Genomic DNA, 14,923 nt, shown 5'->3' with positions numbered 1-14,923 from the left:
ACTACAATCACGACCGCATCAAGATGAAACTAAAAGGGCTGAGTCCTGTGCAATACAGAACCCAGCCCTTGGCCGCCTAGCAAACTTAACCGTCCAACTTTAGGGGGTCAGTTCAAAGCCGGCGGGTTTTTTAATTCCTACGCGCCATTTCGGCGATAATCCCCCTTTTCCTGACGCGACCGCTATGTCCATCCGCCTCATCGTCGGCCTCGGCAACCCTGGCCCAGAATACGAACAAACCCGCCATAACGCCGGCTTCTGGCTGGTCGACAAGATCGCCAACGATATCCCCGGCTGCCGCCTGCAGCGCGAGTCGCGGTTCAATGCGATGGCGGCCAAGACCACGATTGCCGGCAATGAGGTTTGGCTGCTCGAGCCGCTCACCTTCATGAACCGCTCCGGCCAGTCGGTCGGAACGCTGGCGCGCTTCTATAAAATCAATCCCGACGAAGTGCTGGTCGTGCACGACGAACTCGATTTGATGCCGGGCGTGGCGAAACTGAAGAAGGGCGGCTCCTCGGGCGGCCACAACGGCCTGAAGGACATCACGGCAGCCCTCGGCACCCAGGAATACTGGCGCCTGCGCCTGGGCATCGGCCACCCGCGCAGCCTGAACCTGCAGCAGGGCGTCGCCGACTTCGTCCTGCACCGCCCGCGCAAGGACGAACAGAGCCTCATCGAAGAATCGATCGACAAGGCGCTGCACATCATCCCGCTGGCGGTCGAAGGCAAGTTCGACACGGCTACGATGCGCCTGCATACGGGCTGAACCGCCGCCGTCACTCGTTCACCGCGCGCCGTAGGCCCCTGTACCTGCGGCCGTACCCGGCCGCACCAGGCCGCGCCTGACGATGTAGTCGACCACCTGGTGGCTCAGCGCAATTCCGGCGGTCTTGTCGAAGGGCCAGTGCACGCCCAGGTAAATCCGGCTTTGCCCATTTTCTTCCTCGGCCTGCGACAAGCTTGCGTAGCTGCGCGGCAGGCGCGGCCTTACCTGGCCATCGTTGTCGCGCGTGATGCCATTGAATTCGTCGGACACGAAGGTGAAAGGCAGCTGGTCGCCATACAGCCGGCGCAGCATGTGGAAGGTGGCCCCGCCCAGGCCCGCATGACCCGATACATAGGACGGGAAGGGCGGCGTGAAATCCGGGCCGAACAGGTTGCTGGCCGGCGCGCCCAGCGGCGTCCAGCCGGGGTCGGCCAGGGTCTGCGGATTGCCGTCGCCGAGCCCGGTCGGGCTGGTGCCCGGTCCGGCTTCGCGGATCGCCGTGACCGGGCGCCAGAAATCGTAGTCGTATTTCGACTGCCAGACCGCCATCGTCGTGTCGGCGATCGCCACGTTCACCAGCGCCAGCGCGCGCGCCAGTTCGAGCGCATCGCTGCTGCGCCGCAAGGCCAGTTGCACCGCAACCTGGTTGTACAGGCGCACGGGCGTGCCGATCCAGGCGGTGCCGTCGTAAGCCCAATAGATACCGGCAATGGTCTGGTCGCGCGTGCGCCGGGTCGGCGTGCGCACTCCGTCGCCGCCGAGCTGCTTGACCTCGTTGAAGGCGCGCGCATACGCGTCGCTCGCCAGCGCCGGTGGCGGCGGCGCTCGGAAAGCGTCGAGCGAGGGCAGGACGAAGGGCGTCAGGCGTTGCCAGTAGGCGCCGAGCGCGATCGGGCTGCGGCTCACCGGATCGGGCCGCCACACGCCGGGGGCATTGCTGACCTGATAGTCCTGGCCGACGACCGGCTCGTCATCATAATGGCCGTCGCTCGCGCGCAGCGCCAGGATCGCGGCAGCCGCGCGGCGCCCGACATCGATGCCGTTCAGGGTGGCCCGGCCGCGCGGCAGGCGGGCGATATCCTCGCGCAGCCAGGTATCGAAGCGCGCCGCCTGGCGCGGATACAGCGCTACCAGGGTGTCGTGCGCTGCCTGGGCAATGGCGGCATCCTGCGAACTGTCCGCGAGCGCCGCCAGTGGACCGGTATAGCCGGGATAGCGCCGGAGGATGGCATTGACCGCGTCATACACGGCAATCTGGATGATCGCCATCGCCCGGCTGGTGCGGGTCGGCCCCAGCTGTTCGGCGCCGAGCGCCACGTTGCCGACAACTGCCGGGGTATGGTCGACGGCGTTGGCGCGCAGCGCGAGCTCGTTCCAGTAGGCCAGGCGCGCAATCGGATTCGGGCCTGGCGGCGGCGGGTAGCGGGGCGGCAGCTCGCGGGTGCCCGGCTGGGTCTGGAAGGCTGGCCCGGCGCCGACCGGCGGATGGGAGCCTGCCAGGGCCGGCGCGCCAGCCAGGAACGTCATCAGGAACCAGCAAAACGACGAGCACAACAGCACGGCGCGCGACTTCATGATGACTCTCCTGTCGGGATAGGAAGTTCCGGATGATGAAGCCCAGCTTAGAAACGGCCGAGTCAAAATACAAGCGCAACCGCGCCGCGTATTGATATCGCCCAGCCCAAATTCTGCTCTGCATTAAAGTACCTGGTGCAATTCTTTCTGCCAACGCAAGGCAGGACGGGCGAAGGCGCCTCTGTCTTGCGATAATTCCACGCATGAGTGCTCTCACCTTCCACGCCGGCCCGCGCGCGCTGGCCCAGATCCGCGCCCACGGCCTGCGCGCCCAGGATGTCGCCGTCGTTCCCGCCGCCGCCGGCGGTCCCAAGGGCCTGATCTTCCAGAAGCTCGACCAATACCTGTTCGGCGAGTGGCTTCCGAGCCACCCGCGCGAGCGCACCCTGATCGGTTCCTCGATCGGCGCCTGGCGCATGGCCGCCGCCTGCCAGCGCGACCCGGTCCGCGCCTTCGGGCGCCTCGGCGCCCTGTACGTCGGCCAGCGCTACACCACCACCAAGCCCAGCCCCGCGCAGATCAATACCGTGGTGCAGGGCTTCCTGCACGAATTCGTCAGCGGCCACGAGGACGACATCCTCAGCCACCCGCAGCACCGCCTGCACCTGCTGGCCGTGCGCGGCAAGGGCGCCCTGGACGCGCCCACCCACCGCCGCGCCGAGATGCGCGGTTTCGCCGCCGCCGCGCTCACCAATTTTGCTTCGCGGGCGCGTCTGGGCAGCCTGCTCGAGCGCGTCGTGCTCGCCGACGGCCGCGCGCCAGCCGGCTGGCTGAGGGAGGCCTTCGACGGTTTCGACACCCATTTCGCCACCCTCAGCCGCGCCAACCTGGCAGCGAGCCTGCTGGCCTCCGGCACGCTGCCGCTCATCATGCAGCCGGTGACCGGCATCGATGGCGCGCCCCAGGGGCACTACTGGGATGGCGGCATCATCGACTACCACCTGGCGCTGCCCTACGCACGCCTGGAGCGCGAGGAGCCGGACGCGATCGTGCTCTACCCGCATTTCAACGAGCACATCGTGCCCGGCTGGCTGGACAAGGCCATGCCCTGGCGCCGCTGCGCACGGGGGCCGAACCGCGGCTGGCTCGACAACGTCCTGATCGTCGCGCCTTCACCCGACTTCGTGAAATCGCTGCCGCGCCACAAGCTGCCCGACCGCGGCGACTTCAAGCACTTCGGGCTCGACCACGACGCGCGCATCCGCAGCTGGCAGCTGGCGATGGGAGAAGGAGGTCGCCTGCGCGACGAGCTGGCGGCATTTGTCGAGCGGCCGGATTTGTCGCGCCTGCGAGCGATCTGAGCGCATGGCATCGCCCGTACAATGGGCGCATGACCGAAAACCAAGCATCGTTTCGCCGGATGGGCGTCCCCGCGCTGCACCTCGCCTTGCAGGACGCGCGCCACCACACGCTGGCCCTGTTCGAGGCCCTGGCGGCGGCCGGCCACGACCAGGCGGCGCACGTCCCCCGCGTTGCCAGCCTCAACCTGCCGCTGTGGGAACTGGGACATGTCGCCTGGTTCGCCGAATGGTTCGTGCTGCGCGCTGCAACCAGCAGCGCGCCGGGCGACGCCAGCGGCGCCTCGCTGCTGGCGCAGGCCGACGACTGGTTCGATTCGAACCGGATCGCCCACGGCGCGCGCTGGGCGCTCGACCTGCCTGCGCCCGGCGCCGTGAAAACCTATTGCCGCGAGGTGCTGGAGGGGATCTGCGCCCGGCTGGCGCAGGCGCACCCGGACGACGCTGCGCTCTACCCGTATCGCCTGGTGCTGGCGCACGAAGACATGCATGGCGAAGCGCTGCTGCACACTTTGCAGACGCTGGGCGCGGCGTGGCCGCTGTCCTGTGCGCAAACGCCTGGCGGCGAGGCCGCGGCGCCAGGCGAGATCGCGTTTGCCGGCGGCGAGCTGCTGCGCGGCGGCGACCAGTCGGGCGGCTTCGTGTTCGATAACGAAAAACAGGCGGCGCCCTGCCATATCGCCCCGTTCGCGATCGACGCCGCTCTGGTGTCGAATGGCGCCTATCTCGACTTCATGCAGGACGGCGGCTACCAATGCCCCGGCTTCTGGAGCGAGGCCGGACGCGCATGGCTGCTCGGCGAAGGGCGCTCGGCGCCGCGCTACTGGCAGCGCGCCGGGACGGGCGATGGCTGGAACACGGTGCGCTTCGGCAGCCTGGTGGAGATCGACCCGGCCGAACCGGTGCGTCACCTCAGCCTGCACGAGGCGCAGGCCTATTGCAGCTGGGCCGGCCGACGCCTGCCGCGGGAAGAGGAGTGGGAATACGCCGCCACCGCGTCCGAGCCCGGCTTCGCATGGGGCCAGTTGTGGGAATGGACGGCGTCGCCCTTCCTGCCCTATGCCGGCTTTGCGCCGGACCGTTACGCCGAGTATTCGGCGCCGTATTTCGGCAGCCGCCAGACCCTGCGCGGCGCCTCGTTCGCGACGCCGGCACGTTTGCACTCGGCCCATTTCCGCAATTTCTACACGCCCGAACGCGACGACATCTTCGCCGGTTTCCGCACTTGCGCGCCCGACGACACTGTCCCGGATTTGTCACGCCAACCGAAATAAATTCCTTAAGGAAACAAATAGTCCATGCTATAACTTCGCCTTTGAACAATCGTCCGGCGAGGATTTGCAGCAATGTCAATCAACCAACTAGTCTATGTCAGCCAGGCAGTACGCAAGATGTCCGCAGACGACCTGCGCGATATCCACGTCAAAGCCAGGGAAAATAACGAACGCATCGATGTGACGGGCAGCCTGTTCTACAACGGCGGATGGTTCCTGCAAGTGCTGGAAGGGCCTGCGGCCACTCTGGCAAAGCTGTACAAGATCATCGAAGCCGATCCCCGCCACAAGAATTCGCGCGTGCTCTACAACGAGCCGGCCAGCTTCCGCACCTTCTCGCGCTGGAACATGAACATGACCAATCTGGACGACCGCCAGGCGGACAAGTACGACGAGCTGGTCGAAGTGATCGAGGCCGCGCGGGGCAACCGCAAGATCGGCGCCGCATCGCCGGCAGTGACCTTGCTTAAAATTTTCAAGGAATAATTCGCTCGACGGTGGTAAGCAAACGCCTGTTTTTGCGGCATGCCTGGCCGTCCCCGGTTACAATATGGGGTTTCGGGCCGCGCTTTCCTGGCTCCACCATCATCGAACGAAAGAATTCCCATGAGTCTCCAATGCGGCATCGTCGGCCTGCCCAACGTCGGCAAGTCCACCCTGTTCAATGCGCTAACCAAAGCCGGCATCCCGGCCGAGAACTACCCGTTCTGCACGATCGAGCCGAACGTCGGCGTGGTCGAGGTGCCGGACCCGCGCATGCAGGCGCTGGCCGACATCGTCAAGCCTGAGCGCGTGGTGCCGGCCATCGTCGAATTCGTCGACATCGCCGGCCTGGTGGCGGGCGCCTCGAAGGGCGAGGGCCTGGGCAACCAGTTCCTGTCGCACATCCGCGAGACCGACGCCATCGTCAATGTGGTGCGCTGCTTCGAAGACGACAACGTGATCCACGTGTCCGGCCGGGTCAACCCGATCGACGACATCGAAGTCATCCAGACCGAGCTGGCGCTGGCCGACATGACCGCCGTCGAAAAAGCGATCCACCGCGAGAATAAAAAGGCGCGCTCGGGCGACAAGGACGCGGCCAAGCTGGTGGCGATCTGCGAACGCCTGATGCCGCACCTGAACGAAGGCCAGCCGGTGCGCACGATGGGCCTGGACGCCGACGAAATGGCGTTGATCAAGGAACTGCACCTGATCACGGCCAAGCCGGCGATGTACGTGGCCAACGTGTCCGACACCGGTTTCAAGAACAATCCGCTGCTGGACCAGCTGACCGAATTCGCCAACAAGCAGAACGCCCCGATCGTGGCAATCAGTGCCGCCATCGAGTCCGAAATCGCCGACCTCGACGACGCCGACAAAGCCGCCTTCCTGGGCGACATGGGCATGGACGAGCCGGGCCTGGACCGCCTGGTGCGCGCCGCCTACAAACTGCTCGGCCTGCAGACTTATTTCACCGCCGGCGTCAAGGAAGTGCGCGCCTGGACCGTGAAGGTCGGCGCCACCGCCCCGCAGGCGGCCGGCGTGATCCACACCGACTTCGAACGCGGCTTCATCCGCGCCCAGACGATTTCCTACGACGACTACATCGCCCTGAAGGGCGAAGCCGGCGCCAAGGAAGCAGGCAAGATGCGCGCCGAGGGCAAGGAATACGTGGTCAAGGATGGGGATGTGTTGAACTTCCTGTTCAACGTCTAACCGCGCGCCTCCAGCGCGGATCAGCCAGAAACGTGAAAGCCTCGCATGCGAGGCTTTTTTTCGTCCTTTTGCCGGCGCAGGTAAGCCAGAACGCGTGAGAAAGGCCGGTCCGGAAGCTCTCCGTTGACCACCAGCATGTCTGTTTCATTTATACAACGACAATTAATCAGTCCAGGAAAAATTAACTGGAGGTTAACTACTGTGCATAAAAAGTGATACATTGCAAGTCAAACGACAACTAATAGTTACTCGATTTGAGCGTGGGTCGTGATGCTTGAATCGCTGGTGCTCGTATCTCTTGAATTGCGCTACATCAACCTTTGGACTTGGTGCTAATGCGGCCGATCGATGCTTTTGATCAAAGTAATGATCAGTGGACCCTCCCTTCAAGAGGGGGCAGCACCGATGATCCTTTGCTGAGCTGCCTCGTCGACATGACCCGGCTTATCGACAAGCCGATGTCCGCCGAAACCCTGACTGCGGGTTTGCCACTGCCTGATTACCGCCTGACACCTGATCTCTTCCTTCGCGCGGCATCCCGTGCCGGATTTACAGCGAAACTGGTCAAGCGGCCGCTGGGAAAAATATCGGAACTCACTCTTCCCGCCGTATTACTGCTGCACGATAAACAAGCCTGCATCGTGCAAGCCATCGGGAGTGAAACAGCACAAATCCTCCTCCCAGACTCGGCTTCCATCCAGCGCGATATCGCGCTGGTAGAACTCGAACGGCAATATGCCGGCCATGTGATTTTCATGCGCCTGGCCCATCGTTTCGATGCAAGGGTCCACGATAGTGCCATTCCAAAAGGCGTGCATTGGTTTTGGGGAGTCGCGGTGCAGTCGTGGCCAATATATGCAGAAGTGCTGCTGGCCTCGCTGCTGATCAATCTGTTCGCCCTGGTAATGCCCTTGTTCTCGATGAACGTGTACGACCGCGTCGTACCGAACCACGCTATTGAAACCCTATGGACTTTATCGATTGGCGTCGGACTGGTCATGTTTTTCGACCTGGTCATTCGCGCACTACGTGGTTACTTCATCGACGTTGCCGGGAAAAAGCTCGATGTCGTCCTTTCTGCGAACATTTTTGAAAAAGTACTGGGTATCCAGATGAGCGCTCGCCCCGCGTCGGTCGGCGCTTTTGCCAGCAATCTGCAGGAATTCGAAGCGTTTCGCGAGTTTATTACCTCCGCTACCATTACGGCCCTGATAGACCTGCCTTTCGTTATCCTGTTCATAGGCGCGATGTTCTGGGTTGGCGGCACGCTCGGATGGATACCCCTGGTTGCAGTACCACTCATCGTTGGTGTCAGTCTGGCGCTGCAAGCTCCGCTAGCCAGGCTGGTGCAAACAAGCTCCGCACTTGCCGCTCAACGGCAAGCGACTCTTGTCGAAAGTCTTGTAGGGCTTGAAACCATCAAGGTCATCGGCGCGCAAGGTGCGGTACAACGCAAATGGGAACAAGTGATCGGGCAAATCGGCAAGCTGGCGCTGAAATCGCGCTTTCTGTCTGCCTGTGCAGTCAACTTTTCCATATTTGCCCAACAGGCGGCCTATCTCGCGGTCATTATCATGGGCGTGTACCTGATTGCCGACGACAAGCTCACCATGGGCGGCCTGATCGCATGCTCCATTCTTACCGGGCGTGTGCTGGCACCGCTCTCGCAAGTGGCAAGCCTATTGACCCGTTACCACCAGTCGCGCGATGCGTTGATGGCTATCGACCGGCTGATGAACCTGCCTGTGGAGCGGCCACCGGGCAAGGACTTCGTACACCGCCCGGCCTTGCTTGGCGGCGTGGAATTCAAGAACGTCAGCTTTGCCTATCCCGACCAGACCAGTGAAGCGCTCAGCGACGTCTGCTTTCGCATCGCGCCTGGTGAGCGCGTTGCGATCATCGGCCGTGTCGGCTCAGGCAAGACGACCGTGGAAAAACTGGTGCTCGGTCTTTACCCGCCGAGCAAGGGGGCGGTGCTCATCGATGGCACTGACCAGCGTCAGATCGACCCAGCTGCCCTGCGTCGCGATATCGGCTATGTACCGCAGGACATTATGCTATTTCATGGCAGCGTACGCGACAACATTGTGCTCGGTGCTCCCTATGCCGACGATGCGGCGGTACTACGCGCGGCCGACATTGGCGGCGTCACGGAATTTACGAATCGCTCGGCGCAGGGACTGGACCTGCCTGTTGGCGAGCGTGGCGAAAAATTATCCGGCGGGCAGCGGCAAGCAATCGCGATTGCACGCGCGGAACTCCTGGTGCCCCCGCTGTTGCTGCTTGATGAACCGAGCAGCGCGATGGACAACCGATCCGAAGAACAGTTCAAGGCACGTATTTCCGCCCAGATCCAAGGCCGCACGCTGATCCTGATCTCGCACCGGGCATCGCTGTTGAGCCTGGTGGACCGCCTGATTGTGCTCGACCAGGGACGGGTGGTAGCTGACGGCCCGAAAGAACCTGTTCTCGCAGCACTCGCAAGAGGGAAGCTGAATGGCGCACACCAGTAATTCATCTGGCAAGCTCCCTCTGCGAGGCCTGGTGCGCCGCGCCGCGAACGCCTTGCGTCCGACGGTTGACGATACCGGCTTCATGCGTGAAAGCAGCGCTGCGATGATGGAAGGGCCCCGTTATTTCACGCACTGGATCCTGTGGCTCACGCTTCTGTTCTGTGTTGTGGCCATCGCCTGGGCTGCTCTGGCCACTGTCGACGAATTCACTGTAGGGGAAGGAAAGGTCATCCCCTCGAGCCAACTGCAGGTTGTGCAAAACCTGGAAGGCGGGATTGTTTCCGAAATCATGGTCAGAGTGGGACAAGTCGTGCACAAGGACCAGCCACTGATGCGCATCGACGATACCCGTTTTACTGCATCGTCGCGCGAAGGCCAGGCAAGGGACCAGGCCCTGCGTGCCCGGATCGCCCGGCTGGCGGCGGAAGCCGAAAATACTGCTTTTGTGCCCCCGGCCCACCTGGAACAGGAAGCGCCCGCGCTGGTCGCGCAAGAAAAATCATTGTATGCGACCCGGCAGCGCGAGCTGCGTGCAAACCAGTCGATATTGCGCCAGCAGGCGGACCAGCGCAGCCGGGAATTTGCCGAAAACCGCTCGCGCGAAGCACAGCTAAGGCAAAGCCACGAATTGATCGCCAAGGAACTGGCCTTGATGCGGCCGATGGCAAAGCAAGGAGCGGTGTCCGAAGTGGATTTGTTGAGGCTGGAGCGCCAGGTGAACGACTTGCGTGGCGAACTCGAAGCGACTCGTCTTGCACTGCCCCGGCTGGAATCGGCACACCGGGAAGTTCAGCAAAAAATGGAAGAACTGCACGTACGCTTTCGCGCTGATGCAATGAAGGAGCTGAACCTGGTTCGGGGCGAACAAAATGCGCTCAGTGCTGCCAATACGGCGCTGGAGGACCGGGTCAAGCGCACGCTCGTGCGGGCACCGCTGGCCGGAACCGTCAAGCAAATCAAGGTCAATACGGTTGGGGGCGTCGTGCAGCCGGGAATGGACCTGCTCGAAATCGTGCCGCTGGACGACACCTTGTTAATCGAGGCGCGTGTGCGCCCGGCCGATATTGCATTCCTGCGCGCGGGCCAGGAAGCCATGGTCAAGCTGTCGGCCTACGATTTTTCCATTTATGGAGGCCTGCCGGCGACGCTCGAACATATCAGCGCCGATACGCTCATGCCGGAGCGTCCGGGAGAAAGGCAGGAAAGCTTTTACCAGATCCGGGTTCGCACCAGGCAGCTCAAGCCCGGCGGCCAAGCCACGCCGTTAGCGATCCTGCCAGGCATGGTGGCAACCGTGGATATCAAGACCGGCAAAAAAACCGTACTGCATTATCTGCTCAAGCCGATTATCAAGACCAAAGAAATGGCGCTTCGCGAACGATAAAGGACATGCCGATGATTCTACTCGCCAGCCCATCACCCGAACTGCTGCACAACTGGCAGCAAGGGATCGAGGGTTTTTCCATAGTGGGCACTGCCAGGGACATGGCAACGCTTTTAATGGAAATGGAGCGTACCAGGCCGGACGTGCTCGTGCTGGACCTGGATTTGCCGGATCTCGATGGCGCCAAGGGTGCCGCGCGACTGCGGAAACTCCACGCCCCAACCAAAATCGTCGCACTCGCCGGGGAACCATGCGACATCAGGGAGCTGGGCTTGTTCCGGATCGGGGTGCGCGGCTGCTGCCGCAACGACATTTCCCCTGAACGGTTGAATTCGGTCATCGCCGCTGTCCAGAAAGGTGAACTGTGGATTCGCAGGACACTCACGCCCCGCCTGCTTGATGAGCTGGGCGCACGCATCCGTGCCGATAGCGAGGGCAGGCGTGCCGCAATGGAACGCTTGTCCGACCTCACCCGCCGCGAGCGCGAGATTGCGGAGCTGATCGGAAACGGTGAATCGAATAAACAGATCGCACGGCAATTGACTATCACCGAAAGCACCGTCAAGGCGCATTTGACCGAAATATTCCGCAAGCTCGGGATTGCCGATCGGCTCAAGCTGGCATTGCTCGTCGTCGAAGTATCCGTTCTCTAGCTGGCGGCGGCGTTCGCCTGCCTCCCCTGTGTGCCTCCTGTACCGCCGCGCGCCACTGCAGCAATCCCCTTGGCGGCCCGACGCCGGGCCTCGGCGTGAAAACAACAAGCTTACCTAGACTTAAGTAGTGGGTGTACCAAAGTCTAGTAGGCCGCGTATTGACATTGATTTAGCCTGACTGGCAGCCGAATCGCATAAAAGCACCCATTCGAGCGCAGGGCGGCAGGTTTCAACCGCACCTTCGCCATACCTCCAAGTCAACTAGGAAAAATCATGATCCAGTCGCGCGAAATCGTCTTCATCGACAGCACCGTCCCTGACCTGAACATCTTGTTGGGCTCAATCAGCCCGGGTGTCGATGCGGTCGTGCTGCCAGCGCTGCAACGCCCGACTGCAGAGATGGCGGCCGCTCTCCGCGGCCGCAGTGGCCTCGATGCGGTGCATATCATCGCGCATGGCAAACCTGGCGAGATCAGTTTTTGGACAGAAGCGCTGTCGCTGGACACGCTCGAGGAAGCGGCTGCCGATCTTGGCGTGATTGGCGACGCGCTCCATGGCGGCGGCAAGCTGCTTTTGTGGAGTTGCGACACGGCCCAAGGCGAACGCGGCAGGAAATTCCTTGACATGCTCGGCGCCATGGTTGATGCGCCAGTTGCCGCTGCAACCGGCCTGGTAGGCGCCGCAGCGCACGGCGGACGCTGGGAACTCGACGCATGGTCTGGCGCGCCAGGCGCAGCAGCGCCCCTGACCAGGTTCGGGCAAGCCGTCTATGCAGGCATTCTGGGTGCAAACAAAATCATCTTCGATCTGAATCGCCTGACTTCCGGATCGAACGGGGGTGTGAATTACACCGAGCAGGGGAGCGCGATCTTCCTTGCAGCAGACGCTACGGTGTCGGCGTCGGGGAATTTCGCAGGGCTGACGCTGACCGTATCCGGATTGTTTTCCAGCGAAGTTGTGCGTGTCACTGCCGGCAATGGCGTGACCATCTCTGGCAATACCATTTTTATTGGCGGCAAGAATATTGCGACTTTTTCCGGCGGTAGCGGGACAAGCTTTGTGATCTCGTTTACCAATCAGGCCGCAGCTGCCGAGGTCGAGGCGATCTTGCGTCGTATCTCGTATCACGACAATTCCGATACTCCCGTCAGTCATTCCCTGGTATTCGACCTGGCTGGCATCCAGAACACAGACCTGATCAATATTACCGGCGTCAACGACGGTCCTCAGTTCGTCACTACGGACACTACGACAACGACCGGCTCTGTAACGGAACAGACCACCTCAGCGGGCACCCTGACCAGCAGTGGCAGCCTGAACTTCAAGGATGTCGACCTAGCCGACAGCCACACGGCATCTGCAGCACCTGTCGAGGCCGCGTTAGGGACGATGAATGCAACTATTACCCGCGATACCACCGGTACGGGCACCGGAGGGGCGCTGACCTGGACCTACACTGTTGCGGATAGCGCGGTGGAATACCTGGCAGCGGGCGAGACGAAAGTCGAAAAGTTCACCGTCACCGTCAGCGATGGCAATGGCGGCACGGCCCTCGAGACGGTGTCAGTGACCATTACCGGCACCAATGATGCGCCGGTCATTACGTCATATGGTGGAGGCGCCGCTGCATCGATCAGTGTGGCTGAGAATGCCGCTTCGGTTGGCGTAGTGACGGCTACCGATGTTGACCACGGGGCGACCCAGACATTTACGATCGTGGGCGGCGCAGATGCAGCAAAGTTCAGCATCAATGCCCAGACCGGTGCGCTGTCGTTCGTATCGGCGCCAGATTTCGATGCGCCAACCGACGCAGGCGGAAATAATGTCTACGACGTCATCGTCCAGGTGTCGGATGGTGTCGCCACTGATACACAGGCGATCGCGGTGACGGTTACCAATCTGAACGATAACGCCGTCAGCGTCGTCACCGACAGCAATGCGTTCTCCAATAGCGTAGCTGAAAATGCTATCGCTGGAACGGTGGTGGGCCTGACTGGCTTCGCCAGCGATGCCGACACCGGCGCTGTCATCACCTACAGCCTGAGTGACGACGCTGGCGGCCGCTTCGCCATCAACGCCTCGACAGGCGTCGTGACCACCGCCAATGGCGCGCTGCTGGACTATGAAACGGCTGCTAGCCACAACCTCACGGTTCTTGCGAGCAGCTCGGACGGTTCACCTACCACCAGCCAGACATTCACCATCAGCCTCACCAATTTGAATGACAATGTCGTCAGTGCTGTCGGCGACAGCAACGCTGAAACCAATAGTATCGCTGAGAACGCAGCGATCGGCACCCTCGTCGGCGTGACCGCTTTTGCCACCGATGCCGACAGCGGTGCTGTCGTCACCTACAGCCTCAGCGACGATGCCGGCGGGCGCTTCGCCATCGATGCCTCGACCGGTGTCGTGACCGTCGCAAATGGTACCGTGCTCGACTACGAAACCGCAACCAGCCACAACATCATTGTGCTGGCCACCAGCTCGGATGGCTCCACCAACAGCCAGGCCTTCACCATCGGCGTTACCAACGTCAACGACAATGCCGTCAGCGCCGTCACCGACAACGATGCTGGCACCAATAGTGTCGCTGAGAATGCTGCGACCGGCGCAGTCGTCGGCCTGACCGCCTTCGCCACTGATGCCGACAGCGGTGCGGTCGTTAGCTTTACCCTGAGCGACGACGCTGGCGGCCGTTTCGCCATCAATGCCACGACCGGCGTCGTAACGGTTGCCGACGGCACGCTGCTCGACTACGAAACGGCGACCAGCCATAACATCACGGTCCTGGCTTCCAGTTCGGACGGCTCGAGCAATAGCCAGGTCTTCACGATCGGTGTCACCAACGTCAACGACAATGCCGTCAGCGCCGTCACCGACAACGATGCTGGCACCAATAGTGTCGCTGAGAATGCTGCGACCGGCGCAGTCGTCGGCCTGACCGCCTTCGCCACTGATGCCGACAGCGGTGCGGTCGTTAGCTATACCCTGAGCGACGACGCTGGCGGCCGTTTCGCCATCAATGCCACGACCGGTGTCGTGACCGTTGCCAACGGAACGCTGCTCGACTACGAAACGGCGACCAGCCATAACATCACGGTCCTGGCGAGCAGCTCGGACGGCTCGAGCAACAGCCAGGTCTTCACGATCGGTGTCACCAACGTCAACGACAATGCGGTCAGCGCCGTCACTGATAGCAATGCAGGCCTCGACAGCGTAGCGGAAAACGCGGCAGTTGGTACCGTCGTCGGCGTGACCGCTTTTGCCACCGATGCCGACGCAGGTGCTGTCGTTACCTATACCCTGAGCAACGATGCCGGTGGCCGCTTCGCCATCAATGGCACGACCGGTGTCGTGACCGTTGCCGACGGCACGCTGCTCGACCACGAAAGGGCGACCAGCCACACCATCACGGTCCTGGCTTCCAGTTCGGACGGCTCGAGCAACAGCCAGGTCTTCACGATCAGTGTCACTAACGTCAACGACAATGCGGTCAGTGTCGTGTCCGACACCGATGGCGCGACCGGCGGAAGCGTGGCAGAAAACGCGGCGACTGGCGCCCTCGTCGGCGTGACCGCTTTTGCCACCGATGCCGACAGCGGTGCAGTCGTTACCTATACCCTGAGCAACGATGCCGGCGGACGCTTCGCCATCAATGCCACGACCGGCGTCGTGACCGTTGCCGACGGCACGCTGCTCGACTACGAAACGGCGACCAGCCATAACATCACGGTCCTGGCTTCCAGTTCGGACGGCTCG

11 protein-coding genes are annotated in these 14,923 nt (G+C 62.3%); 10 read left to right on the top strand and 1 reads right to left on the bottom strand.

Features of this window, described 5'->3' with window-relative positions; genetic code table 11:
* Together AC56KZ_RS20885 and pth are read left to right on the top strand one after the other, a co-directional pair.
* A partial coding sequence (locus AC56KZ_RS20885; protein WP_497164095.1) for an IS3 family transposase occupies positions 1-80 on the top strand: 80 nt, incomplete at its 5' end.
* Between the two features lie 104 nt (positions 81-184).
* A complete protein-coding gene (gene pth, locus AC56KZ_RS20880; RefSeq protein WP_497164094.1) occupies positions 185-769 on the top strand; it encodes an aminoacyl-tRNA hydrolase in 585 nt (194 codons plus the stop codon).
* 18 nt (positions 770-787) lie between these two features.
* Here pth and AC56KZ_RS20875 read toward each other — a convergent pair whose 3' ends face one another.
* A complete protein-coding gene (locus tag AC56KZ_RS20875) occupies positions 788-2,344 on the bottom strand; it encodes a vanadium-dependent haloperoxidase (RefSeq protein ID WP_497164093.1) in 1,557 nt (518 codons plus the stop codon).
* Positions 2,345-2,547: 203 nt separating this feature from the next.
* On the opposite strand from AC56KZ_RS20875, the gene AC56KZ_RS20870 reads away from it, so the two are divergent.
* From AC56KZ_RS20870 to AC56KZ_RS20835, 8 genes are all read left to right on the top strand, one after another.
* Positions 2,548-3,645, top strand: a complete 1,098-nt coding sequence (locus AC56KZ_RS20870; RefSeq protein WP_497164092.1) for a patatin-like phospholipase family protein — start codon at positions 2,548-2,550, stop codon at positions 3,643-3,645.
* Between the two features lie 29 nt (positions 3,646-3,674).
* Complete coding sequence (gene senA, locus AC56KZ_RS20865) at positions 3,675-4,916, top strand: selenoneine synthase SenA (protein WP_497164091.1); 1,242 nt, start codon at positions 3,675-3,677, stop codon at positions 4,914-4,916.
* A 72-nt stretch (positions 4,917-4,988) separates the two neighbouring features.
* Positions 4,989-5,402, top strand: coding sequence for a BLUF domain-containing protein (locus AC56KZ_RS20860; RefSeq protein ID WP_497164090.1), 414 nt, complete (start codon positions 4,989-4,991; stop codon positions 5,400-5,402).
* 120 nt (positions 5,403-5,522) lie between these two features.
* Positions 5,523-6,614, top strand: a complete 1,092-nt coding sequence (ychF, locus tag AC56KZ_RS20855) for a redox-regulated ATPase YchF (protein ID WP_497164089.1) — start codon at positions 5,523-5,525, stop codon at positions 6,612-6,614.
* 335 nt (positions 6,615-6,949) lie between these two features.
* On the top strand, positions 6,950-9,127 hold the full coding sequence (locus tag AC56KZ_RS20850) for a type I secretion system permease/ATPase (RefSeq protein ID WP_497164088.1): 2,178 nt from the start codon (positions 6,950-6,952) through the stop codon (positions 9,125-9,127).
* Positions 9,111-10,511, top strand: a complete 1,401-nt coding sequence (locus AC56KZ_RS20845; RefSeq protein ID WP_497164087.1) for an HlyD family type I secretion periplasmic adaptor subunit — start codon at positions 9,111-9,113, stop codon at positions 10,509-10,511. The genes AC56KZ_RS20850 and AC56KZ_RS20845 overlap by 17 nt, the downstream gene beginning before the upstream one ends.
* 11 nt (positions 10,512-10,522) lie before the next feature.
* On the top strand, positions 10,523-11,164 hold the full coding sequence (locus AC56KZ_RS20840) for a LuxR C-terminal-related transcriptional regulator (protein ID WP_497164086.1): 642 nt from the start codon (positions 10,523-10,525) through the stop codon (positions 11,162-11,164).
* A gap of 273 nt (positions 11,165-11,437) precedes the next feature.
* Positions 11,438-14,923: cadherin domain-containing protein (locus AC56KZ_RS20835; protein ID WP_497164085.1), on the top strand; the 3,486-nt coding region annotated here is incomplete at its 3' end.

The organism is Telluria sp. LT2P34 (genome assembly GCF_059685915.1).
Note: the sequence above shows the minus strand (reverse complement) of the source record. Positions and strands in the feature narration are given on the sequence as shown.